Origin of the sequence: Pedobacter gandavensis (genome assembly GCF_032678465.1) — a bacterium.
In the GTDB taxonomy this organism is placed as follows: Bacteria; Bacteroidota; Bacteroidia; order Sphingobacteriales; family Sphingobacteriaceae; genus Pedobacter; species Pedobacter gandavensis_B.
This window is the reverse complement of the sequence record NZ_JAVTSK010000005.1, coordinates 32,861-54,176: the sequence shown is the minus strand read 5'-3', so window position 1 is coordinate 54,176 and position 21,316 is coordinate 32,861. Positions and strand designations below refer to the sequence as shown.

The 21,316-nt window shown below is 38.4% G+C and carries 27 protein-coding genes; 18 read left to right on the top strand and 9 right to left on the bottom strand.

Annotation, left to right across the window (positions count from 1 at the left end; translation table 11 throughout):
* Nucleotides 1-80 precede the first annotated feature (80 nt).
* The 4 genes from R2Q94_RS10655 to R2Q94_RS10640 are packed head-to-tail and all read left to right on the top strand — an operon-like array spanning nucleotide 81 to nucleotide 2,480.
* Nucleotides 81-1,412 carry a DEAD/DEAH box helicase gene (locus R2Q94_RS10655; RefSeq protein WP_316821441.1) on the top strand — a complete coding sequence of 444 codons (1,332 nt, stop codon included), beginning with the start codon at nucleotides 81-83 and terminating at the stop codon, nucleotides 1,410-1,412.
* A 27-nt stretch (nucleotides 1,413-1,439) separates the two neighbouring features.
* Nucleotides 1,440-1,718, top strand: coding sequence for a hypothetical protein (locus R2Q94_RS10650; RefSeq protein ID WP_316821440.1), 279 nt, complete (start codon nucleotides 1,440-1,442; stop codon nucleotides 1,716-1,718).
* A complete protein-coding gene (gene gldC, locus R2Q94_RS10645) occupies nucleotides 1,719-2,054 on the top strand; it encodes a gliding motility protein GldC (protein ID WP_316821439.1) in 336 nt (111 codons plus the stop codon). It begins immediately after the preceding gene.
* Between the two features lie 6 nt (nucleotides 2,055-2,060).
* A complete protein-coding gene (locus R2Q94_RS10640; protein ID WP_316821438.1) occupies nucleotides 2,061-2,480 on the top strand; it encodes a hypothetical protein in 420 nt (139 codons plus the stop codon).
* A gap of 72 nt (nucleotides 2,481-2,552) precedes the next feature.
* Here R2Q94_RS10640 and R2Q94_RS10635 read toward each other — a convergent pair whose 3' ends face one another.
* Together R2Q94_RS10635 and R2Q94_RS10630 are read right to left on the bottom strand one after the other, a co-directional pair.
* A complete protein-coding gene (locus tag R2Q94_RS10635; protein WP_316821437.1) occupies nucleotides 2,553-3,068 on the bottom strand; it encodes a DUF421 domain-containing protein in 516 nt (171 codons plus the stop codon).
* A 4-nt stretch (nucleotides 3,069-3,072) separates the two neighbouring features.
* A complete protein-coding gene (locus R2Q94_RS10630) occupies nucleotides 3,073-3,570 on the bottom strand; it encodes a methylated-DNA--[protein]-cysteine S-methyltransferase (protein WP_316821436.1) in 498 nt (165 codons plus the stop codon).
* Nucleotides 3,571-3,650: 80 nt separating this feature from the next.
* Between R2Q94_RS10630 and R2Q94_RS10625 the strand changes: the two genes are divergently transcribed.
* The 14 genes from R2Q94_RS10625 (at nucleotide 3,651) to R2Q94_RS10560 (ending at nucleotide 14,466) form a co-directional block, all read left to right on the top strand.
* Complete coding sequence (locus R2Q94_RS10625; RefSeq protein ID WP_316821435.1) at nucleotides 3,651-3,995, top strand: hypothetical protein; 345 nt, start codon at nucleotides 3,651-3,653, stop codon at nucleotides 3,993-3,995.
* Nucleotides 3,996-4,128: 133 nt separating this feature from the next.
* The gene (locus R2Q94_RS10620) at nucleotides 4,129-4,788 is read left to right on the top strand and encodes a heme exporter protein CcmB (protein WP_316821434.1); all 660 of its coding nucleotides are present in this window, start codon (nucleotides 4,129-4,131) and stop codon (nucleotides 4,786-4,788) included.
* 115 nt (nucleotides 4,789-4,903) lie between these two features.
* The gene (gene ccsA / locus R2Q94_RS10615; protein ID WP_316821433.1) at nucleotides 4,904-5,566 is read left to right on the top strand and encodes a cytochrome c biogenesis protein CcsA; all 663 of its coding nucleotides are present in this window, start codon (nucleotides 4,904-4,906) and stop codon (nucleotides 5,564-5,566) included.
* 48 nt (nucleotides 5,567-5,614) lie between these two features.
* Nucleotides 5,615-5,818, top strand: coding sequence for a CcmD family protein (locus R2Q94_RS10610; RefSeq protein ID WP_316821432.1), 204 nt, complete (start codon nucleotides 5,615-5,617; stop codon nucleotides 5,816-5,818).
* Between the two features lie 167 nt (nucleotides 5,819-5,985).
* Nucleotides 5,986-7,407 carry a Glu/Leu/Phe/Val dehydrogenase gene (locus R2Q94_RS10605; RefSeq protein WP_316821431.1) on the top strand — a complete coding sequence of 474 codons (1,422 nt, stop codon included), beginning with the start codon at nucleotides 5,986-5,988 and terminating at the stop codon, nucleotides 7,405-7,407.
* Nucleotides 7,408-7,546: 139 nt separating this feature from the next.
* Nucleotides 7,547-8,215: a peptide-methionine (S)-S-oxide reductase MsrA gene (gene msrA / locus R2Q94_RS10600; protein WP_316821430.1), complete on the top strand. Its 669-nt coding sequence runs from the start codon at nucleotides 7,547-7,549 to the stop codon at nucleotides 8,213-8,215.
* A gap of 158 nt (nucleotides 8,216-8,373) precedes the next feature.
* Nucleotides 8,374-8,784, top strand: a complete 411-nt coding sequence (locus R2Q94_RS10595; RefSeq protein ID WP_316821429.1) for a cytochrome c maturation protein CcmE — start codon at nucleotides 8,374-8,376, stop codon at nucleotides 8,782-8,784.
* A gap of 5 nt (nucleotides 8,785-8,789) precedes the next feature.
* Nucleotides 8,790-11,246, top strand: a complete 2,457-nt coding sequence (locus tag R2Q94_RS10590; RefSeq protein WP_316821428.1) for a heme lyase CcmF/NrfE family subunit — start codon at nucleotides 8,790-8,792, stop codon at nucleotides 11,244-11,246.
* Between the two features lie 70 nt (nucleotides 11,247-11,316).
* Nucleotides 11,317-12,078 (top strand): Rossmann-like and DUF2520 domain-containing protein, encoded by a 762-nt coding sequence (locus tag R2Q94_RS10585; RefSeq protein ID WP_316821427.1) that lies wholly within the window; start codon nucleotides 11,317-11,319, stop codon nucleotides 12,076-12,078.
* Between the two features lie 44 nt (nucleotides 12,079-12,122).
* Nucleotides 12,123-12,455 (top strand): 2Fe-2S iron-sulfur cluster-binding protein, encoded by a 333-nt coding sequence (locus tag R2Q94_RS10580; protein ID WP_316821426.1) that lies wholly within the window; start codon nucleotides 12,123-12,125, stop codon nucleotides 12,453-12,455.
* Between the two features lie 19 nt (nucleotides 12,456-12,474).
* Nucleotides 12,475-12,717, top strand: coding sequence for a Fe-S cluster assembly protein IscX (iscX, locus tag R2Q94_RS10575; protein WP_062547208.1), 243 nt, complete (start codon nucleotides 12,475-12,477; stop codon nucleotides 12,715-12,717).
* Between the two features lie 5 nt (nucleotides 12,718-12,722).
* Nucleotides 12,723-13,250, top strand: coding sequence for an HAD-IIIA family hydrolase (locus tag R2Q94_RS10570; protein WP_316821425.1), 528 nt, complete (start codon nucleotides 12,723-12,725; stop codon nucleotides 13,248-13,250).
* Between the two features lie 171 nt (nucleotides 13,251-13,421).
* On the top strand, nucleotides 13,422-13,820 hold the full coding sequence (locus R2Q94_RS10565) for a hypothetical protein (protein ID WP_316821424.1): 399 nt from the start codon (nucleotides 13,422-13,424) through the stop codon (nucleotides 13,818-13,820).
* 64 nt (nucleotides 13,821-13,884) lie between these two features.
* Complete coding sequence (locus tag R2Q94_RS10560) at nucleotides 13,885-14,466, top strand: Maf family nucleotide pyrophosphatase (RefSeq protein WP_316821423.1); 582 nt, start codon at nucleotides 13,885-13,887, stop codon at nucleotides 14,464-14,466.
* Here R2Q94_RS10560 and R2Q94_RS10555 read toward each other — a convergent pair.
* The 7 genes from R2Q94_RS10555 to R2Q94_RS10525 form a co-directional block, all read right to left on the bottom strand.
* Nucleotides 14,430-15,368 carry an exopolyphosphatase gene (locus R2Q94_RS10555; protein ID WP_316821422.1) on the bottom strand — a complete coding sequence of 313 codons (939 nt, stop codon included), beginning with the start codon at nucleotides 15,366-15,368 and terminating at the stop codon, nucleotides 14,430-14,432. The two genes, R2Q94_RS10560 and R2Q94_RS10555, sit on opposite strands and share 37 nt — an antisense overlap.
* Before the next feature lie 5 nt (nucleotides 15,369-15,373).
* Nucleotides 15,374-16,708: an ABC transporter permease gene (locus R2Q94_RS10550; protein ID WP_316821421.1), complete on the bottom strand. Its 1,335-nt coding sequence runs from the start codon at nucleotides 16,706-16,708 to the stop codon at nucleotides 15,374-15,376.
* A 4-nt stretch (nucleotides 16,709-16,712) separates the two neighbouring features.
* Nucleotides 16,713-17,618: an ATP-binding cassette domain-containing protein gene (locus R2Q94_RS10545; protein ID WP_316821420.1), complete on the bottom strand. Its 906-nt coding sequence runs from the start codon at nucleotides 17,616-17,618 to the stop codon at nucleotides 16,713-16,715.
* Nucleotides 17,619-17,757: 139 nt separating this feature from the next.
* Nucleotides 17,758-18,927, bottom strand: coding sequence for a molecular chaperone DnaJ (gene dnaJ, locus R2Q94_RS10540; RefSeq protein ID WP_316821419.1), 1,170 nt, complete (start codon nucleotides 18,925-18,927; stop codon nucleotides 17,758-17,760).
* Nucleotides 18,928-18,933: 6 nt separating this feature from the next.
* On the bottom strand, nucleotides 18,934-19,515 hold the full coding sequence (locus R2Q94_RS10535; RefSeq protein WP_316821418.1) for a nucleotide exchange factor GrpE: 582 nt from the start codon (nucleotides 19,513-19,515) through the stop codon (nucleotides 18,934-18,936).
* 126 nt (nucleotides 19,516-19,641) lie between these two features.
* Nucleotides 19,642-20,325, bottom strand: a complete 684-nt coding sequence (locus R2Q94_RS10530) for a cell division ATP-binding protein FtsE (RefSeq protein ID WP_316821417.1) — start codon at nucleotides 20,323-20,325, stop codon at nucleotides 19,642-19,644.
* 2 nt (nucleotides 20,326-20,327) lie between these two features.
* Entirely contained in the window at nucleotides 20,328-20,531 is a 204-nt protein-coding gene (locus tag R2Q94_RS10525) for a fructose-6-phosphate aldolase (RefSeq protein ID WP_316821416.1), read from the bottom strand.
* Nucleotides 20,532-21,316 lie beyond the last annotated feature (785 nt).

Sequence of the window (21,316 nt, the reverse complement as noted above, 5' to 3'; positions counted from 1 at the left end):
TTAAACTTATAAAAATACATTATTTCATCATAAATAATCCCTTGAGCTGTTGATCCTATAAATAATAGTATCTTTGCAAAATGCCCAAAACATTTGAAGAGTTTAACCTTAATCGACAGATTTTAAATGCTGTAGCTGATGCAGGCTTTACTGTTGCCACACCTATACAAGAAAAAGCAATTGCGCCTGTTTTATCAGGTCAGGATATATTTGGTATTGCCGAGACTGGAACCGGAAAAACAGCTGCTTATGTATTGCCGATTCTGATGCAATTGAAATACGCTCAGGGTGATGCGCCAAGAGCCTTGATTTTAGCCCCAACCAGAGAGTTGGCGATGCAAATCACTGAACATATTAAAATTTTCTCTAAATATACAGACTTACGTACCGTTGTTGTTTTCGGCGGTATTGGTCCAAAAACGCAAATCGAGCAAATTAAAGCAGGTGTAGACATCATTGTAGCTACTCCTGGAAGATTTTTAGATATTTATCTGGCTGGACATATCAATACTCAATATTTGAAATTTTTGGTATTGGATGAAGCGGATAAAATGATGGACATGGGCTTTATCGGCTCTATTCATCGTATTTTAGAAGTAGTGCCGCGCCGTCGTCAGAACTTATTGTTTTCTGCAACCATGAGTGATCTGGTTCAAAAAATTGCCGGTGATTTCTTAAAGCACCCGACTATAATTGAGGTGGGGATGCAGGCAACACCTGCTCAGACTGTGACGCAGAGCTTGTATGAAGTACCCAATTTCAAAACAAAGATCAACTTATTACAGCACCTGCTGAAAAATGATGAAGAGTTTAAAAGATTGATTATTTTCTGTAAGACCAAAACGGTTGCTGATAACATCTTTAGTTTTATCGTGCGCAGATTTGGTGAAGATGCGGTAAGGGTAATCCATGCCAATAAGGGTCAGAATACGAGAATCAACTCGATCAACAGTTTTAAAGAAGGCAACATCAGGGTATTGGTGGCTACGGATGTGGCTTCCCGTGGAATTGATGTTTCTGAGGTGAGCCATGTGATCAATTTCGATGTGCCGATTATTATTGAAGATTATGTACATCGTATAGGTCGTACGGGTAGAGCTTATGCCAAAGGGGATGCCTTAACTTTTGCTACACCTTCTGAAAAATATTACATTGAGAAAATAGAGAAGTTGATCAGACAACAGATTCCTGTAGTACCTTTGCCAGCGGAAGTTTTTGTGGAAGAGACGCCATTTGAAGAGCGTCAGGCGATTGCCAGGGCAATTGACGATCAAAAGCGCAAGGAAGATCCTGATTTTAAAGGTGCTTTCCATGAAAAGAAACATGCAGCAGCAATTGCGGCTTCAGAAAGAGAGAAAATGAAAAATAAAATTCCTTCCTGGAAGTCCAAGAAGTTCAAAAACAAAAAATAATACAAGAGCAAGGTAAAACTAAGGAAATTGAAGATAAAACTGACACCACTGAACATCATTTCAGCTATCTTTTTAACGATTGCAGCGGTATTGTTATTCGAAAAAAGGCCGCCGGTAAATGAAAAGAGCATCAATCTATATCCGATTCTGATCGGCTTTAGTGTGCTCATTTCTGTAGTTGCTTTTGTGTCTGATCAGATTTTCAGGAAGTTTATCCCTCAACTGAAAAAGCTCTGGATTGTAGAGTCTACTGTGATCCTTTTTACCGTTCTCTTATTTTTTATTATAAATTCAGTATTAAAATAAATGAAACAAGCAGAAATTAAAATTACCGTTGAGTTAGACGACAGTAACGTACCTGAGAACATCCTTTGGGAATCTACAGATGCCGCTACTAAAGAGCAGGTACCTGTGAAATCGATGATGTTGGCACTTTGGGATCATAATTATAAGAATTCTATGCGTATCGATTTATGGACTAAAGATATGCCTGTAGATGAGATGAAAAGATTCTTTTATGAAACTTTGCAAACCATGGGAGATAGCTTTCTGAAAGCTACAGGAGAGACATTAATCGTCGAAGATTTACGCGACTATTGCGCGCATTTTGCCGATAAAATGGGGATCAACACACAGCAGTAAGTCAGGATGAAAATTCAGGGAGTTATTGGTGCAGCAATTATGGCTGCAGGAGGATTATGTCCTTTAATGCGATTACCTATTATTGGAAACTGGAACTATTTTGATATTGACACTACATTAGCCATTACTTTCTATGTACTGGTATTGCTTGCTTTATTAGGTTCTTTTACTCATAAAATTGGCCTCATTAAGTTTGCCGGTTGGGCAGGAATCGCATTGGTAGCGATTTCATTAGCTGGTATCTATTTCAAAGTGCAGGATTCTTTTGGCTTTCTTCACTTTAAAAAGATGGTGAATCTGGCATCAGGAATGGTGAAGTTGAAATGGGGTTGGTATGTGATTGTAGCTGGTGCTCTCGTACTGATTACGATCAGAAGACCAAAAGTGGTGTTACTGCAAAGCGCTATACCAAATCAGGCAGCTTAGGTTTTAAATTGTCTTTAAAAATATAAATGAGCCGATCGGAATAGATCAGCTCATTTTTTTTACCACTGAATTTTAGTTTAATCCACCCAGTGCTTTTTGTTTTCTTTTACGTTTGAAATGGGTGTGTTTCAGGGTGTCTGTACCGGTGATGATGCTGATGTTTCCATCCACTTCGAAAATTGCCAGCTTCACCTCTTTGAATTTTTCTACCCCATGCTCTCTCATCGCTTCCCTCAATTCATCATCGGTAATGTCCAGTCTGGCCAGCTTTTCAAAATCCAATTTACCATTATGGATGAGGATTTCTGGTTTTTCAGAAAGAAGTTCTCTGAATTTCTTGTTGCTGTACATGAGTTTTTTCAGTCCAAAGTTGAGCGCAAATAGTACTGCTGCAGCGATTAAGCCTCCCTGCAGACTGGTATTATTACCTACCATGGCATTTTGTACAGCATTACTGATCAGTAAAATCAACACTACATCGGTAGTGTTTAGCTGAGAAAGTTCCTTTTTTCCTGTTAAACGGATGGCGACCAGCATAAAGGCGTAAACCGCGAGACTTCTCAGAATGATATCCAGGTATGGGTTCATAAGCTTAAAAATTAAATGTCATTTGTCCTTTTTTACTGACGGATTTTTCATGATCCAGGAGCCATTTCTTTCGCCATAGTTCTTCTGCATAGCCCACCAGCTTTCCATTACTGCCAATCACCCTATGGCAGGGTACTACTATGGCCAGTTTGTTTTTACCATTTGCTGCGGCAATTGCACGAATGGCCAGTACGTTATTTTGTTGCTTTGAAAATTCCAAATAGGAACAGGTATCCCCATATTCAATATTTTGTAATGCGGTCCATACTCCTTGCTGGAACTCAGTCCCGCTTTGTTCCAGGGGTAAACTGAAACGGGTTAATTTTCCTTCAAAATAGTCATTTAGTTGGATTGCTGCTTGTTTACTAATCTGGTTTTCTGAAAGGATTTTGGACTGTGTAGCTTTGAAGGTAATGCTGATCAATGCTGTTTCACTGGCATAAATATAGAGAGGACCAATCGGACTTTGTAAAATACTGGAGAAGATAGGAGTCATAAGCATAACCAGGTAAAATTTGCTTTTCAAATGTATAAAATTTTAGCGCTTTAGTTTTTTTTGCTAGTATTGCTCTGATTTATAATATGGAAGCGCAAGAGTTTGTTGATATTGATGAGCTGGACTTCAACAGAAGCATGGCCAGGTGGGTGAAAAAGAATCCACACATTATGAGGGCGATGACTGTACATCATTTGTTGATCCTGCTGGGTAATGGCAATTTGCGCATTAACCTGAATCATTTTAGTCCAGAATACCAATACAAGTTTATTGACCATAATTTTGAACATTATTGTCTGAAATTTATTGACCGCTTGGATGAACCAATCACGGGTTACCTTAACACCTGGGGTATTCCTCAATATGGACTTCATTTTATCTTCCTTCTAAAAGGAAGAAGTTTTCAAAAGTATATTACCTACCAGGTTTAAAATTTAAGAGCGATTATCGTTCCAATTCAATTTAAGTTGCTTTCTTATAGGTATGCGCTACAATTCTTGGTATTTAACTAAATTCTAACGCTCATTAGTAAATGGAACGATTAAGAATTATCTTTGTCACCGAATGAATTTAGCAGAACAGATCAAACATTTAATAAAAAAGGAATTATTGTTAGAGTGGCGTTCCAAATACGCTTTAAACGGAGTGCTTTTGTACGTTGTGTCTACAGTATTTGTCTGCTTTTTATCATTTGTGAGTACAGATAAGGTCACTTTAAATGCTTTGTTCTGGATCATCATGCTTTTCGCTTCGATCAATGCAGTCTCAAAGAGTTTTCTGCAGGAGAGTAGAGGCCGACAAGTATATATTTATACGATTGCGAGTCCTCTGGCGCTCATCATTTCCAAAACCATTTATAATGCTTTGCTGATGATGGTGCTTACCGTGATTGCATTGGGTTTTTATATTGTGGTCTTTGATTTTGGTCCGGAGGATTTAGGCTTGTATTTACTGGCAGCCATTTTGGGGAGCTTAAGCTTTTCCACAATTTTCACTATGGTTTCCGCGATAGCATCTAAAGCCGGAAATGGGGGGATGTTGATGGCCATATTGAGTTTTCCGATCATTATTCCTGTATTGGTGGTATTGATCAAACTTACAAAAAATGCAATGGATGGCTTAGACAGAAGTGTGAGCATGGATGAGATCGGTTTATTGTTAATCATCAATGCCCTGGTGATGTCGGTATCGGTTTTACTCTTTCCTTATCTATGGAGAGATTAGAATTAAGTAAGCACCGGGTCATTTACCTTGTTTTTGCCGGGAAGAACTACCGTTTATAAAATTTCTAGCTACATTTGCCGATTAACAGCACAAAAAAGATCAAATTTTAATGTCAATGTATAAGAACTGGTGGAAAGTATTAGGTGCAATTTTAGTAATTTATTCTACTGTTGCAGGTTTTCTAATGAAAACTCCTGAATTGCCGATTATTCGGGAGAGTATCCGAAACCTTTATTTTCATGTGCCAATGTGGTTTGCCATGATTGTATTGTTCAGTATTTCTGTTTTTTATAGTATCAAATCATTGAGAACTAATGATCCTATGGATGATATCAAGGCTGTAGAAAGTGTAAATGCAGGCGTGATATTCGGACTTCTTGGGATTGTAACTGGTGCCATCTGGGCTAAATTTACCTGGGGACAAGCCTGGAGTTTCGACGTGAAACAGAACTTCGCGGCAATTGCCATTTTACTATATTTCGCTTATCTGGTGCTACGTAATGCGATTGATGAAGAACAAAAGAGAGCAAAGATCTCTGCGATCTACAATATTTTCGCTTTTCCGATCATGGTAGTGCTATTATTTGTATTGCCACGTTTGTCGGATTCCCTACATCCGGGTAACGGTGGAAACCCAGGTTTCAACGCTTACGATCTGGATAGCCGTATGAGAATGGTTTTTTACCCTGCGTGTCTGGGTTGGATTCTAATCGGTTGCTGGATTTATAACCTGATTTACAGGCTCCGAAATTTAGAAAGAAATAAACAGTTAAATTAAGACCTGGGCAAGGTTATTTTACCAATTTAATCATCAAAAAATATTCTAATGAAAAAATTTACAGCAACCTTTTTAATGTTTCTATTGACGTTGCAATTGTTTGCACAAGGAACCGGTTCTTCAATTAGCGACAGCCTTTATGCATCTGATAAAATATACGTAGTGGTAGCTTGTGTATTGGTAATTCTGCTGGGCTTGCTTTTCTTTCTGTTTACAATAGAAAAAAGAATAAAAAAGTTAGAAAAGAAATAATCGGTTAAAATCTATTTTTAAATCGTTTAAGCGCTGTTTTGGCCTTTGTTTTGACGTAGTGTGTGCCTTACACTAAGTGATTTACCATTTGCATAAATGTTTTTTTTTACTGCAATTTTGCAGGTAATTAGTATAAGAACTTATATTCAATTCATAAAAAACAAAGAATGGCTAATACAGCAAACGAGACAAATTTTTTTGCAGATGTATGCAAAAACTTTGACAGTGCCGCACAATTTACTTCTCATCCAGAAGGTCTGTTAACCCAAATTAAAGCTTGTAACAGTGTGTATCGTTTTCAATTCCCTATCCGCAGAGGAAATGGTTTTGAAGTGATCGATGCATGGCGTGTGGAGCATTCTCACCACATGAGTCCCACTAAAGGAGGTATCCGCTACAGTGAGATGGTAAATGAAGATGAGGTAATGGCCTTAGCCGCATTAATGACGTACAAATGTGCGATTGTAAATGTTCCTTTCGGTGGTGCTAAAGGTGGGATTAAAATTACCCCTAAAAACTACACGGTAGGAGAGCTGGAAAACATCACCCGTCGTTATACCACAGAATTAATCAAAAAGAATTTTATCGGTCCTGGTATTGATGTTCCTGCTCCGGATTACGGATCAGGTGAGCGTGAAATGAGTTGGATCGCAGATACTTATATGACCATGAACCCAGGTCAGCTAGACGCTTTAGGTTGCGTTACGGGAAAGCCAATCGCTTTACACGGAATTCGCGGACGTAAAGAAGCAACCGGTCGTGGGGTAGCCTATGCCATCAGAGAATGCGTTAGTGTAGCTGAAGATATGGCTAAAATCGGTTTTAAAGCTGGTTTAGGTGATAAAAGAGTGATCGTACAAGGTTTAGGAAACGTAGGTTACCATTCTGCTAAATTTTTAGCTGAATTTGGCGCAACTATCGTTGGTCTTTGTGAATTTGAAGGTGCCATTTACAATGAGAATGGATTGAACATTGATGAAGTGTTTGCACACCGTAAATTAACTGGTTCAATCTTAGGTTTCCCAGGTGCTAAAGAATTTAAAAATTCGATGGAAGGTCTGGAACAACCATGTGATATTCTGGTTCCTGCAGCTTTAGAAAATCAGATTACTTCTGACAATATCAGAAGCATCCAGGCGAAAATTATTGCTGAAGGTGCGAATGGTCCTTGTACTCCTGAAGCAGAAGAAATCTTCACTGAAATGGGTGGAATCATCATTCCTGATATGTATTGTAATGCTGGTGGGGTAACTGTATCCTATTTTGAGTGGTTGAAAAACCTTTCTCACGTTGCCTTTGGCCGTATGGAAAATCGTTATGCTGAAAATTCAAACAGAAATCTGATCAATACTTTAGAAGGCTTAACTGGTAAGAGCATTCCTGCTGAACACCGTTTAATGATCGTTAAAGGTGCTTCTGAATTAGAATTAGTGAACTCAGGTTTGGAAGATACCATGATTCATTCTTACCATGAAATCAGAGAAACATTAATGAGTAAACCAGGTATTCAGACTTTAAGAACGGCTGCATTTGTAGGCTCTATAGATAAAATTGCAATTTCTTATATGAACCTTGGTATTTGGCCATAAGCGTTTATCCAATCTATCAAAAGAGGTGGGCCATCCCCACCTCTTTTTTTTTCGTTTTTTGTCATTTTACTGTAGCACTTTCTAATCTGCAACATCCTTTTTTTGATCTTTCACGTATCTTGAACTAAAGCGCTGAATCATGAGGAGTATGCATTTGATCACTGTTGCAGTACTGTTTTTACTGTCGGCTTGTGCCCGGGATGAGAAATTGCAACATTTAGAAAGTAAAAACGGCTTCGCTGTGATGGTTGCTCCTGCATCGAATGAAAAACTGGCTACTTTTGCAGGAGGTTGCTTTTGGGCAACCCAGGAGGCGATGATGGAATTAAAAGGAGTGCATAAAGTCATCAGCGGTTATGCCGGAGGAACAAAGCCAAATCCAAACTATCAGGATTTACAGTCGCAAACCACAGGATATGCCGAAGCTGTGCAGGTTTATTATGATCCGGCCGTAATTTCTTTTGAAACGCTAGGTAAAGCATTCTTCTATGCGCATGATCCAACGCAGCTAGATGGACAAGGTCCTGATATCGGCCCTGAATACAGGTCTATCGCCTTCTTTCGTTCGCCGGAAGAGTATCACATTCTTTCTTCACTCATTCGTCATCTCGAATTAACTGATTTTAAAGGAAAAACAATAGCGACTGAATTGTTGCCATTCGAGATGATTTATCCGGCAGAAACTGAACATCAGGATTACTACCAGCGAAATCAGACTGAGTCTTACATTAGAAAGGTTTCTATGCCGAAAGTGATGAAACTGAGGGCGAAAATGCCTGAATTTATTAAATCTGAGTACTTAAAATAAGGGAAATAATTTCTTTTTCGATGATTGTTCCCATAATTACATTGTTTTTGTCAGAGAACTATCAATAAATCGACATCAAAGTGAATTGCAGGGCTCTAAAAGATTTTAGGTAACTATATTTTTTATCTTTGTGTTCAATCTAAAATTTTATTAGCATCATGAGAAAAAGTGCAATTATTGGTTTGATCACAATAGCAATCTGTGTAGGGTTCTTAATCAGTTTGAATGCCGGTACCAGTAACTATTCGACCTTTACTGAAGCTGCCAAAGATTCCAGAGAATTCCATGTGATGGGGTACTGGGAAAAATCAAAAGGGATGCACTATGATGCTCAAATAGATGCTAATCGTTTTACTTTCTTTATGAAAGACGAAAAAGGGATGGTGAATAAAGTAGTTTATAAAGGTACCAAACCACAGGATTTTGAACGTTCAGAAAAATTAGTTTTAATCGGTAGAATGAAAGATGATACCTTTTTTGCTTCAAAAATATTAATGAAATGTCCTTCTAAATACAACAATGACCTTGTTGAGGTAAAAGAGGATGGTCAGGTAATAAAATACAACTAATCTTAATGGATATACAATTTTTTGGAGAGCACCTCCTGCCCGGTAAAATCGGTCAATTCTTTATTGTTTTAGCATTTGCTGCTTCACTTCTTTCTACGATAGCTTACTATTTTGCGACTAAGAATAAAGACCTTGGAGATCAATCATGGACACGCCTAGGTCGGATTTCATTTCTCATCAACTGGGTTAGTATCCTGGGAATTGGAGTTACTTTATTTTATCTCATTTTAAATCATAATAACGAGTATTACTACGTTTATTCGCATTCTTCTAAGGAACTTCCGGTTTATTATATCGTTTCTGCATTCTGGGAAGGACAGGAAGGGAGTTTCTGGTTATGGGCTTTCTGGCAATCTCTGTTGGGTGCAATTCTGATCTGGAAAGCTAAATCATGGGAGAATGGCGTGATGACGATTGTTGCTTTTTCACAGGTGTTTTTAACTTCTATGTTACTGGGAGTGGAAATTTTTGGGGAAAGAATTGGAAGCTCACCATTTATCCTGTTAAGGGAAGCATTAGACTTAAAGGCAACAGCACCAATATTTGCTGATCCTGAAAATTATAAAAACTATTTGAAATTCATTACTGATGGTAGAGGATTAAATCCATTGTTACAGAACTATTGGATGGTGATTCACCCGCCAACCTTATTTTTAGGGTTTGCTAGTATGATTGTTCCTTTCGCTTATGCAGTAACTGGTTTATGGCAGAAGAAATACAAAGAATGGGTTAAACCAGCGATGCCATGGGCTTTATTTGCCGTAATGATATTGGGAACTGGAATTATCATGGGGTCATTCTGGGCTTATGAGGCATTAAACTTTGGTGGATTCTGGGCATGGGACCCGGTAGAAAATGCTTCCATCATTCCATGGTTAACCCTGATTGCAGGTGTCCATGTGATGATTGCTTTTAAGAATACAGGACATTCTTTCTTTACTGCGATTGTTTTAATATTTATCAGTTTTGTGCTGGTATTGTATGCTTCTTTCCTGACCAGGAGTGGTATTCTTGGAGAAACTTCAGTACACTCATTTACTGATTTGGGTATGTTTGGTCACCTGATCCTTTACAATGTGGTGTTTTTAGCAATACCAACAGTTTTGCTGATCCTACGGTGGAAAGAATTACCAATCACCAATAAAGATGAAGAAACTTATTCCAGAGAATTCTGGATGTTTATTGGTGCTTTAGTGATCACTGTTGCCTGTATCCAGGTAATTTTCTCTACTTCCGTACCGGTATTCAATGCGGCATTTGGAACTAAATTTGCGCCACCGATTGATGCCATTAAATATTACAATCAATGGCAGGCACCTTTTGCCATTCTAGTTACTGTGATTTCTGGTTTCTCTCAATTTATGAAATACAAGAGAACAGACATTCGTAAATTCTATAGCAGCTTAATTGCTTCGATCGTTTTTGCAATTGTGATTACTGCAGGTTTTGTATACTTGACAGATATTTATACCAATTTAATGTACATCCTGCTTACGTTCAGCTGTGTATTTGCCATTCTTGCCAATGCAAGGGTATTGGGACAAGGACTTGGTGGAAAACGTAAATTGGTAGGAGCTGCTGTAGCGCATATGGGTTTTGCTTTGTTGCTGATTGGTGCTTTAGTAGCCGCTGCAACCAATAAACCAATCTCTATCAATGCTACTAACTTTATTCCGGTAAAAGATTTTGAGAAAGCAGAGAAACCAGGAGAAAATATTGTATTGTATAAAAATGAGCCCAAGAAAATGGGCAGGTATACGGTTACTTATACAAGAGATACCACTGTTGCTCCAAATACAATTTATACACTAAATTTTAAGGTGTATGATGAGAAAACAGGAAAACTGAAAGAAGATTTTGAATTGAATCCACATGTTCAGGCGAATGGGAAAATGGGATTGATTGCTTCTCCGGATACCAAACATTACCTGACTTATGATGTGTATACCCACATCACCAGCGCACCTGATAAAAAAGAAACGCATGAAGATCATAGTCCGGAAGAAAATTATAAAGCTCCAAGAATTGCCATCGTTAAAGCGGGTGATACCTTACATACCAGTAGTGGTGTGATCACCATTAAGGGATTAAACAATAAACCTGAAGCAAAAAGTCTGGTATTGGCAGAAAATGACCTTGCTGTAGGTCTGCCATTGCAAGTGGAAGTGAACGGTAAAGTTTATAAAACAGAGCCAATCTTCCTCGTTAAAGGAAACAATACCTTTGATTTTGCACGTAATATTGATGATCTTGGATTGAGATTCAGGTTTACGAAAATCCTGCCTGATCAGGGGAAAGTGGAATTGCAGGTTTTCGAAAAACCTCAGCAAGTTAAGGATTGGGTGGTATTTAAATCTATTGAGTTCCCTTATATCAATTTATATTGGGCGGGGACGATAGTAATGGTGATCGGATTTTTATTATCGATCTTTAGAAGACAAAAAGAAGCTAAAGTAGTTTAATTATAAATGGCCTGAGCTTTCCAAATGAATTCGTCATTGGGAAGCTCAGGCTTTTAATTTGGTTCTGAAAATGAAAGTAGTTTGTATAGGTTCAGGTAATGTGGCCACACATTTTTCTACTGCATTTGTTGCAGCAGGATTTGAATTGATACAGGTATGGAGTAAAAATCCGGACCACGCTGCTTTGCTGGCAAATCAGGTAAACGCGCAGGGGGGTTCTGTTAAGGCGGATATTAATTTAGCCGCTGATTTATACCTGATTGCAATAAAGGACGATGCGATTGCGGAAATGCTGGAGGTGTTGAAAGAGGTAAGGGGTTTGGTGCTGCATACTTCTGGCGCGACTGATTTGAATGTATTTCCTGCTTCAATGGAAAACTATGGAGTTTTGTATCCATTACAAACCTTCTCGCGAAGTAAAGCACTCGATTTTTCAAAAGTACCCCTTTGTCTGGAAGCAAAAAATGAAGCAGTAATGCTTGTTTTAAAAAAGGTAGCCTTAGCTTTAAGCCCACTGGTTTATGAGGTGAGTTCTGCACAAAGAAGAATTTTACATTTAGCGGCTGTTTTTGCTTGTAATTTCAGCAATCACTTGTATGCAATTGGTCAGGATATTCTGGAGAATAACGAGCTCGAATTTGAGATTTTACGGCCTTTAATCCTGGAAACGGCGGAAAAAGTACAACATGCTTTTCCACGCGATGTACAAACCGGACCGGCCATCCGAAATGATGAACAAACATTAATTAAACATAAAGAATTGTTAACAGGGATGCCTGAATTGCAGGATCTCTATGAAACTTTAAGTAAAAGCATTAAAAAAAAACATTAATCACATAATTGCCGTTTTTGGTGCTTATTTTTGACACATAAATTATGAGTATTTTTAAATTAAAGATAAATTTTGAAGAGCAGGGTAAAGAATCTATTGAACTTCCAATTGCTGGAGGTGAATCGGTTCTTGATGTATGCCATGATCACGGAATAGAATTACAACACAACTGCGGTGGTGTTTGTGGATGTAGTACTTGTCATGTTTACGTGACTAAGGGTATGGATAATATACAGGAGATCTCCGATAAGGAAGAAGACTTTATTGACCGTGCTGTTCGTCCTAGAATTACTTCCAGATTGGGCTGCCAATGTGTAGTAATCAGCGGAGATATCGAAGTGACTATCCCTGATCAATCCGAATTTTTAGGCCATTAATTAACAAACAAACAGCATTATGCAAGATAAATTTGCTTTACCAATTTATTGGAACGACCACGAAGACATTGCTCAGGAATTATATGAGAAATTTGGGGACGATTTCAATGAAGCCAAAATATACCGTATCAGGTTTACTGAATTATTAGAATGGGTACTTTCTCTACCTAATTTTAAGGGAACCAAGGAAGAAAGTTCTGAAGGTCACCTGGAGCAAATCCAGTCGGCCTGGGTTTATGAATGGAGAGATAACCAAAATTAAACCTCATGTTTCTGCAAAAACTTAAAGAGATTACCACATTCATTTTTGATGTGGATGGTGTTCTGACTAATGGTGATATTCTGGCCTCGGATTCGGGGGAGTTTTTGCGGACATTTAATATTAAAGATGGTTATGCCCTACAGCTTGCTGTTAAAAAGGGCTACCATGTTTGTATCATCTCCGGAGGTAAAGGTCTGGCGATGCAGAAACGTTTTGAAGGACTGGGGATTACTGCGGTTTTTCTCGGTGTTTCTGATAAAGTTCAGGTACTGAGCAGTTATCTGGAAAAGAATCAGCTAAGTATGGCTGAGGTAACTTATATGGGAGATGACATCCCAGATCTAAAAGTCATGAAACTGGTAGGGCTCCCTACTTGTCCGGCAGATGCCGTTCCTGAAATTAAAGCCATTTCTCAATATATTTCTCCTTATACCGGTGGAAAGACCGCTGTGAGAGAGATCATTGAAAAAGTCATGCGTGTGCAGGGAAAATGGTTTGATGAAAATCCTGCTGCAGCCGATTCTGGCAAATAATAATTCTACGCTTATTTCATTTTTGGTTGTGTAATAAATATGTTACATTAGTGATATTAAACCATGTGCCTTTGTTTTCCTCTAATTCATAAAAACCGGGCCTTTAAGGCTGTACCGAATTGGTGGGATCAGCGTTTTGGACTGAGAACTTTTAGAACTAAAAAGAAACACATGAAGAAATTATTATTGATCTGCGGACTGTTATTCAGTGTAATTACATTCGCACAGGCACAAGGTGGTCGCCAAAAAATGACACCTGAAGAAAGAGCTCAAAAAAGCGCAGATGGTTTGACTAAGCGGTTAGGCCTGAATGATGATCAAAAAAATAAAGCTACGGCGATATTTTTAGATCAGGCAAATGCGATGGATAAAGCCCGTGCCGCTGGTAATGCGGATAAAGAAGCGAGAAGAGCAGAGATGATGAAATTGTCAGAAGATACAGATACAAAGATTGCTGCGATTCTAACTGTCGACCAGAAAAAAACGTATGAAACCTGGAAAGCAGAGCGTAAAGAGCGCATGAAAGGAAATAGGATGGGTCAAGAACCCAAAGCAGGGGGGGAGCAATAAATTATTTTATTGCAGATAAAGGCGGCCATTGGCCGCTTTTGTTATTTTTGCACAAATATATTTTATGTATCAGCAAAAAATTCCCATTATCCTGGCCTCTAAATCTCCCCGCAGACAAGAGCTAATGAATGCAATGAATCTTGATTTTAAGGTCGTCTTGAAAGAGGTGGATGAGACTTACCCGAAAGATCTGCTTCCAGCAGAAATTGCGGTTTATATCGCAGAGAAAAAAGCTAAAGCGTTTGATGAAGATAGCAAAGGGAGCATAATTATTACTGCCGATACTATTGTTGCTTACAATGGTGAAATTCTGGGGAAACCAGAAGATGCACATCATGCCACGGAAATGCTAACTAAGTTATCGGGAACCAACCACCAGGTTTATACAGGTGTGAGTTTAACCTATAATGGAGAAATGCGATCCTTTTATGATACTACAGAAGTATTTTTCAATATTTTGACACCAGCACAAATTCAATATTACATTAAAAATTACAAGCCTATGGATAAGGCCGGTTCATATGGTATTCAAGACTGGATCGGTTTAATCGCTGTATCGAAAATTATAGGCTCTTACACCAATGTGATGGGGCTACCCACAGAAAGACTTTATAAGGCTTTAGCTGAAGGTAACTGGTCTGTCTGATCTTTTAAACTTGCCAGGACGCCCATTTTCAGGTCGTAAGTAGATAAACTCATTTTTTGAGGGTGGCCCAGCTCAAGGATGTAATCTGTGAGTAGGGCTGCCATCACAATCATATCCACTCTTAATTTAATCAGTCCTGGCATTTTCTCTCTTTCCGCATGACTGGATGCGATGAAAGTTGCTGATAGCTGCCGGTAATCTGAAACTGGAATCAAATGTGATTTGATTGCTTTCAAGTCCAGGTCTGGGTAGAGCATTCCTGTAAAGGTCTCAAATGCGCCCGCTGAGCCAATCAAATGATTTGGCTGATATAAGTCTAACTTTTCTTTTAAATCGATTAGTTCGGTTGTTAAATGCTGCCTAACCGTAGATTTATCTACAGCATTGATTGGATCGGAATGAAAATAGGCCTGCATTAATCTTGCTGCACCAATGTTGTAACTTTTCTTCCAAAAGACTTGCTCCGAATCACAAATGATAAATTCTGTGCTTCCACCTCCAATGTCCATGATTAGACAGCGTTCCTGAATAAGTCCTGTAGCTTTTACTCCCTGGAAAATATAGTCAGCTTCTTCTTCACCACTAATTACCGTAATGTCAATTCCTGCATAGCTTTTGGCAGCCTTGACAAAGTCGGCGCCATTGGCAGCACTCCTGACCGCCGAGGTAGCGGTGGCTTTAATGAGTTCAACCTGATGTTCAGTGGTCAGCAGGCTGAACTCTTCCAGAGCCAGGAGGCCTCTCTCAAAGGCCTCCTGGATGATCAGATTGTCATTAATTTTTCCTTCACCAAGTCTGACAGGCAGATTGGTTTTCAGGATAATTTCCGGCTCTGGCCCGTTCAGATCTGCGATGATCAGATGAAAAGTATTCGTGCCTAAGTCTATTGCTGCAACCCTCATTGTGATTAATTTTTATAAGCAAACCATTTGATCATTTCTTTCAGACTGGTTTTCTTACCATACATTAAAATTCCTACTCTATAGATTCTGGAGGCTAGCCATACGGTGCCTATAAATCCGACCACTAAAATAAACATTGACAATGCCAATTGCCAATCTGGTACGCCATAAGGTAAACGAACTACCATGGCAATAGGGGATGTAAATGGGATCATTGACATCCAAAAAGCAACAGGACCATAAGGATCATTAGGTACGATACTTAAAGACAAGGCATAGCCAACAAGGAAAGGCATCATAACGGGCATCATAAATTGCTGAGTTTCCGTTTCACTGTCGACGGCCGATCCTATGGCCGCATAAAGCGCACTATAGAATAAATATCCACCAATAAAGAAAAATATAAATACTAGAATGATCTTCGTCAGCGGTAAACTAGATAGGCTTTTCTGCATGGATAAAACCGGACTGTCCATGGCAGTTGTAGAGGAGTTGTTGACGTAAGCCCCATCTTTAGCTTTTAGGGCCATACTACTGCTTTGTTTCAGTTGGTCTTTTCCGACTAATGTTGTCAATGCAACTGTAGAGATGGAGGCGGTGAGTACAATCCATAAGATGAATTGTGTGAGGCCTACTAATGCAATACCAATAATTTTTCCCATCATCAATTGAAAAGGTTTTACAGAAGAGATCATGATTTCTATGATTCTACTTGTTTTTTCTTCAATAATGCCGCGCATGACCTGGATGCCATATAACATGATAAACATAAACATGAGGATACCGGCAATGGTTCCGATAATGGTATTGGCTCCTGCGCTTGAATTTTCTTCTTTACCATCTTCAGCAATTTTTTTATTGTCGATTTCGATATTCGTTTTCAAACCGTCCAGATCGGTCTGGGAAATTCCAGATGCTTTTAATTTCTGATTTCGGATGATGTTTTCTACGTCTCCGGAGATCTTTCCATTGAGGGATAATCCGGCTTGTTTGGTACCTAAGAGTTGGATTCCGGCAGGCTTATTCAATTCAAAAGCAGGGATGTATAGGATATAGTCGTAATCAGACTTCTTAATAGAGGCTTTCATCTCCTCCAAAGATTGATTTACATAAGTGTAAGTAATGTTTTTATTGGAGTTGAGTTGCTCTGTTAACACTTTATTCTCATTAAGTACTGCGACTTTACTATGCGTTCCTTTTACGCCTTGAATAGAGAAATAAATGATTAATCCATAAAACAGGGCAATGATGATTGGTGTGAGTAAAGTCATCACAATGAACGACTTTTTCTTTACCCTTGATAAGTATTCTCTTTGTATAATGAGTAGAATTTTGTTCATGATGTTAGCTTTTTTGTGTTACTTTTTCAATGAAAATATCGTTCATAGTTGGGATCACTTCATCTAATCTGTTAATAGAAACATAAGGAAGTAATGAGGATAGTACCTGATTTGCGGTTTGTTGTTCTCTGATTTTAATTTTGAGTTTGGTATGTCCATCAGTGGTATTGTTTTCCAGTACTTCAAAGAGATCCTTTCCATTTTCAAGATCATAAGCTCCCTGGTATTCCAGTAAATAGGTATTGTTGCGGTATTTTTCTTTAATTTCCTTTACCGGCCCATCCAGTATTTTCTTAGAACGGTGAATGAGGGCAATATTGTCGCAGAGCTGTTCTACGGATTCCATTCTATGGGTAGAGAAAATAAAGGTGGCTCCTTCTTTATTGAGTTCTAAAATTTCGTTTTTGATGACATCAGCATTTACAGGATCGAATCCTGAAAATGGCTCGTCGAGAATGATCAATTCTGGTTTATGTAAAACAGTAGCCACAAACTGCACTTTTTGTTGCATACCCTTACTAAGATCTTCTACTTTTTTGTTCCACCAATCTGCCATGTTCAGTTTTTCAAACCAATATCTGATTCTTTTGGTGGCTTCTGGAGTGCTGAGTCCTTTAAGTCTGGCGAGGTATAATACCTGTTCCCCGATTTCCATTTTTTTATATAAGCCCCGCTCTTCTGGCAAATAACCGATTTGAGCAATGTGCTGAACATTGAGTCTTTCTCCGTTAAAAATGACTTCTCCACTATCAGGGGCCGTAATTTGGGTAATGATTCGTATCAGTGAAGTTTTTCCTGCTCCATTTGGCCCTAAAAGGCCAAATATTTTTCCTTTTTCTACGTGTAAACTGACATCATCTAATGCGCGATGGGCAGCATACTGTTTCACAATGTTGTTTATTATCAGCATTTTTTAGTTTTTAATAGTTTAGTACTCTAACTTATTAAAATGTTACTGATTTTGAGTTTATTTTTTTTAATACAATAAAAATGAGACATAAAAAAAGCCACCCATTTGGGTGGCTTTTCAGCATGCTGACTAATATAAATTAGTCAAAGTATTCTTTCATTTTTTCAAAGAAACTCTTGTCATTTTTTCCTGGCTGAGGTTTGAAGTTAGGAGATTCCCTAAGTTTCTCCAGCATACTTCTTTCTTCCGAGCTTAATGCTTTTGGGGTCCAGATGTTGACATGGATAATCTCATCACCTCGGTGGTAAGAATTGATTTCCGGAATACCTTTGCCTTTCAAACGTAAAAGTTTGCCGCTTTGTGTACCTGGTTCAATTTTGATTTTTGCTTTACCATCAATGGTAGGAACTTCCGCACTGTAACCTAAAGCTGCATCAACGATAGAAACGTGTAAGTCGTAAACCACATTGTTTCCTTCACGTTTTAGAGATTCATGAGGGATTTCTTCAATCAGGATGATTAAATCACCTGGAATTCCACCTTGAGGTGCCGCATTACCTTTACCGCTCATGCTTAGTTGCATACCGTCGCTTACCCCAGCTGGGATATTTATGGTAATGGTTTCTTCACCACGTGTGATACCCTCACCATGGCAGGAGGTACATTTAGCAGTAATCTGCGAGCCGCTACCATTACAAGTAGGGCAGGTAGAGGTGGTTTGCATTTGTCCCAAAATGGTATTGGTAACTCTGCGTACCGCACCGCTTCCACCACAAGTCTGACAAGTACTTACCGAGTTACGGTCTTTAGCACCTGAACCATCACAGGTTTTGCAACTTATTTGTTTATTGACTTTGATTTTCTTTTCTACACCGTTGGCGATTTCTTCCAGGGTGAGTTTTACTTTGATGCGCAGGTTGGTACCTTTTGCTACACGTCGGCCACCACGAGATTGTTGACCACCGCCGCCAAAGAAGCTATCAAATGGGCTGCCGCCACCACCACCGAAAATATCTCCAAATTGGCTGAAGATATCCTCCATGTTCATGCCGCCACCGCCATAGCCGCCGCCACCAGAAGCACCGCCAACACCCGCATGTCCGTAATGGTCATAACGTTGTTTTTTCTCAGGATTACTTAAAATCTCATAAGCTTCGGCAGCTTCCTTAAACTTATCCTCTGCTGATTTATCATCCGGGTTTTTATCCGGATGGAATTTAATGGCTAACTTTCGGTAAGCCTTTTTAATTTCTTCAGCAGATGAACTCTTGGACACGCCAAGTACATCATAATAATCTCTCTTGCTCATAAAATATTAACTCCCTACAACGACTTTAGCAAAGCGTATTACCTTGTCGTTTAAAGTGTATCCTTTTTCTAATTCGTCCATCACTTTTCCTTTTAACTCCTCATTTGGAGCAGGAATATTAGTTATTGCCTCATGTAGGTCTGTATCAAATGGGGTATGTAATGTTTCCATTTCTTTCAGTCCTTTTTGGCCTAATGTAGTTTTTAATTTGTGGTGAACCAATGCCAGTCCTTCAAGGATTGGAGCTACGTCTGTAGCACCTTGCATTGCTTTGTTGGCACGGTCAAAATCGTCCAATACCGGAAGCATAGAGACAATTACGTCTTTACCTGCAGTTTGTAAAAGTTCCACACGCTCTTTTTGAGTACGACGTTTATAGTTGTCGAACTCTGCAAATAAGCGCAGGTATTTATCATTTAATGCAGCAACTTCTTGTTGTAGCTTTTCTTCAACTGACAGTTCTGGTTGAACTTCTGCTGTTGAAGCGGCATCTGCACTTTCTTCGGCTTGCACGTTGGTTACCTGCTCATCAGCAGTATTTTCCATAATAGGATCTTCGATGTCGTTTTTTTTCTTCTTGCTAAACATGGTATAGTAGAATTTTTGGATTCAAACTCAAAAGGTTTGCCAATGAATGATATCAGCCATACTGTCAGTTTTCAAATGAAAACACTGACTAGAATGGCTGAATAATATGATTTTGTCAGAATTTAGTTACACAATTTGTGCATCCTCATGTACGATGCCACCTTCACATTTTATGATTCTAGAAGGTAGAGTACGGATGATATGGTAGTCGTGGGTAGCCATTAATACTGCTGTTCCACCCTGACTGATTTGCTTCAGTAACATCACGATTTCTTCGGAAGTATCCGGATCCAGATTACCTGTTGGTTCGTCGGCAAGGATAATTTCCGGATTGTTCAATAATGCACGGGCAATTACGACACGTTGCTGCTCTCCACCCGAAAGCTCATGAGGCATTTTTCTGATTTTAGAACGTAATCCTACTTTTTCCAGTACGTCTTTAATGCGTTCCTGAATTAAGGTTGCATCTTTCCAGCCGGTTGCTTTTAACACAAACTCTAGGTTTTTTTCTACAGTTCTATCCGTTAGCAGTTGAAAATCCTGGAAAACAATACCTAGTTTTCTACGTAAATAAGGTACGTCTTTAATCGCAAGGTTCTTTAAATCGAATCCAGCAATCTGTCCTTCACCGTTTCCAATATGCAGGTCTCCGTAAATGATTTTTAGTAAACTACTTTTACCAGATCCAGTCTGACCAATTAGAAAAACGAACTCTCCCTTGTCTACATTCAGATTTACATTAGATAAAACCAGGTGTTTTTGTTGGAACACATCTACGTTCTTTAAGTTTATAACTGCGTTTTCTGTCATGTTTAAATATCTAATTTAGCAATTTGTCCGAAAGGCAAATCGTTCACAAAATTCATTATATCGGACGATTTCTCGCCCAGACCTAGTTTCTCTAAGGACTTTTCTGGTCTATCTACCCTAAAGTACGCTAATAGCGTGAATTTATCATCCCTTAACTGTACATAGTCTGGGATTTTGGCAATGCCTTTAACTTTGATTACATACATTTCGTTCAAAAATAGTATTTCAAAATGAGAAATGAAGCGCTCAGTCGAATTTTAGAGACATCTCGGATTGGGATGAATGGAAAAGATTTTTTGAGAGTAACAATTACTGCTTTAGTTCTGGTTTTTCTGCACTTTTTGTTTAAAACTGATTCTGAAATGTTCTTTTGTTAATTTAAGGTCGATTTTTTGAGTGCTATTTTTCTTTTTAATGTTTTTCAATAATTGTAATAAAATATTTATTAGTATTATATAGATAATTTTATGTTTTAATAATTAAATCAAACGTTTGTGTAAAATTTAATAAAATAGTTTATGCTTTTAAGATGCTCCTGTAACGTTTTAATAGATATAATAACCTATTATTTGCTTATGCTTATACTATTCAAAAGTAACGACTTGTTCTCATAAAATAGTAAAACAGATAATTTCTTAACGTAGCTATAGCGCAAACGTTTGCGTTCTATTGCTTAGTAGATTGACTTTTTAATTACAATACATTCGGACTAGCAAATTATTAATGATAAGCCTACTGACCATGTGGGATTTAATGATCAATGCTAAAAAACTAAAAAATTAACCAGAACCCTCAACCAAACCTAAAAAAACTTGAACCACCATTACCTATCACCAACAGCTTATTCACATCTGAAGCAATAAAGGATCCTTAAGCAAGGAAAGTAATTTTCCATGGCCAGCAATTTTCTTGACTGAGTACAATTAAAAAGTTTGTAAAAAACTTAACGGGGGAGGCTTTTGCTTTTTTTTCTGCTATCCTCAGATCCTGT

What these genes read in the sequence shown, in the direction of transcription:
- R2Q94_RS10545 (WP_316821420.1), bottom strand. Translation starts at nt 17,618, where the DNA reads ATGCTGATAATAAACAACATTGTGAAACAGTATGCTGCCCATCGCGCA.
- R2Q94_RS10620 (WP_316821434.1), top strand. Translation starts at nt 4,129, where the DNA reads ATGAATTTAGCAGAACAGATCAAACATTTAATAAAAAAGGAATTATTG.
- R2Q94_RS10525 (WP_316821416.1), bottom strand. Translation starts at nt 20,531, where the DNA reads ATGTATGTAATCAAAGTTAAAGGCATTGCCAAAATCCCAGACTATGTA.
- R2Q94_RS10550 (WP_316821421.1), bottom strand. Translation starts at nt 16,708, where the DNA reads ATGAACAAAATTCTACTCATTATACAAAGAGAATACTTATCAAGGGTA.
- R2Q94_RS10605 (WP_316821431.1), top strand. Translation starts at nt 5,986, where the DNA reads ATGGCTAATACAGCAAACGAGACAAATTTTTTTGCAGATGTATGCAAA.
- R2Q94_RS10585 (WP_316821427.1), top strand. Translation starts at nt 11,317, where the DNA reads ATGAAAGTAGTTTGTATAGGTTCAGGTAATGTGGCCACACATTTTTCT.
- dnaJ (WP_316821419.1), bottom strand. Translation starts at nt 18,927, where the DNA reads ATGAGCAAGAGAGATTATTATGATGTACTTGGCGTGTCCAAGAGTTCA.
- R2Q94_RS10560 (WP_316821423.1), top strand. Translation starts at nt 13,885, where the DNA reads ATGTATCAGCAAAAAATTCCCATTATCCTGGCCTCTAAATCTCCCCGC.
- R2Q94_RS10595 (WP_316821429.1), top strand. Translation starts at nt 8,374, where the DNA reads ATGAGAAAAAGTGCAATTATTGGTTTGATCACAATAGCAATCTGTGTA.
- R2Q94_RS10655 (WP_316821441.1), top strand. Translation starts at nt 81, where the DNA reads ATGCCCAAAACATTTGAAGAGTTTAACCTTAATCGACAGATTTTAAAT.
- ccsA (WP_316821433.1), top strand. Translation starts at nt 4,904, where the DNA reads ATGTATAAGAACTGGTGGAAAGTATTAGGTGCAATTTTAGTAATTTAT.
- R2Q94_RS10630 (WP_316821436.1), bottom strand. Translation starts at nt 3,570, where the DNA reads ATGCTTATGACTCCTATCTTCTCCAGTATTTTACAAAGTCCGATTGGT.
- R2Q94_RS10590 (WP_316821428.1), top strand. Translation starts at nt 8,790, where the DNA reads ATGGATATACAATTTTTTGGAGAGCACCTCCTGCCCGGTAAAATCGGT.
- R2Q94_RS10555 (WP_316821422.1), bottom strand. Translation starts at nt 15,368, where the DNA reads ATGAGGGTTGCAGCAATAGACTTAGGCACGAATACTTTTCATCTGATC.
- msrA (WP_316821430.1), top strand. Translation starts at nt 7,547, where the DNA reads ATGAGGAGTATGCATTTGATCACTGTTGCAGTACTGTTTTTACTGTCG.
- R2Q94_RS10610 (WP_316821432.1), top strand. Translation starts at nt 5,615, where the DNA reads ATGAAAAAATTTACAGCAACCTTTTTAATGTTTCTATTGACGTTGCAA.
- R2Q94_RS10535 (WP_316821418.1), bottom strand. Translation starts at nt 19,515, where the DNA reads ATGTTTAGCAAGAAGAAAAAAAACGACATCGAAGATCCTATTATGGAA.
- R2Q94_RS10565 (WP_316821424.1), top strand. Translation starts at nt 13,422, where the DNA reads ATGAAGAAATTATTATTGATCTGCGGACTGTTATTCAGTGTAATTACA.
- R2Q94_RS10570 (WP_316821425.1), top strand. Translation starts at nt 12,723, where the DNA reads ATGTTTCTGCAAAAACTTAAAGAGATTACCACATTCATTTTTGATGTG.
- R2Q94_RS10530 (WP_316821417.1), bottom strand. Translation starts at nt 20,325, where the DNA reads ATGACAGAAAACGCAGTTATAAACTTAAAGAACGTAGATGTGTTCCAA.
- iscX (WP_062547208.1), top strand. Translation starts at nt 12,475, where the DNA reads ATGCAAGATAAATTTGCTTTACCAATTTATTGGAACGACCACGAAGAC.
- gldC (WP_316821439.1), top strand. Translation starts at nt 1,719, where the DNA reads ATGAAACAAGCAGAAATTAAAATTACCGTTGAGTTAGACGACAGTAAC.
- R2Q94_RS10640 (WP_316821438.1), top strand. Translation starts at nt 2,061, where the DNA reads ATGAAAATTCAGGGAGTTATTGGTGCAGCAATTATGGCTGCAGGAGGA.
- R2Q94_RS10635 (WP_316821437.1), bottom strand. Translation starts at nt 3,068, where the DNA reads ATGAACCCATACCTGGATATCATTCTGAGAAGTCTCGCGGTTTACGCC.
- R2Q94_RS10625 (WP_316821435.1), top strand. Translation starts at nt 3,651, where the DNA reads ATGGAAGCGCAAGAGTTTGTTGATATTGATGAGCTGGACTTCAACAGA.
- R2Q94_RS10580 (WP_316821426.1), top strand. Translation starts at nt 12,123, where the DNA reads ATGAGTATTTTTAAATTAAAGATAAATTTTGAAGAGCAGGGTAAAGAA.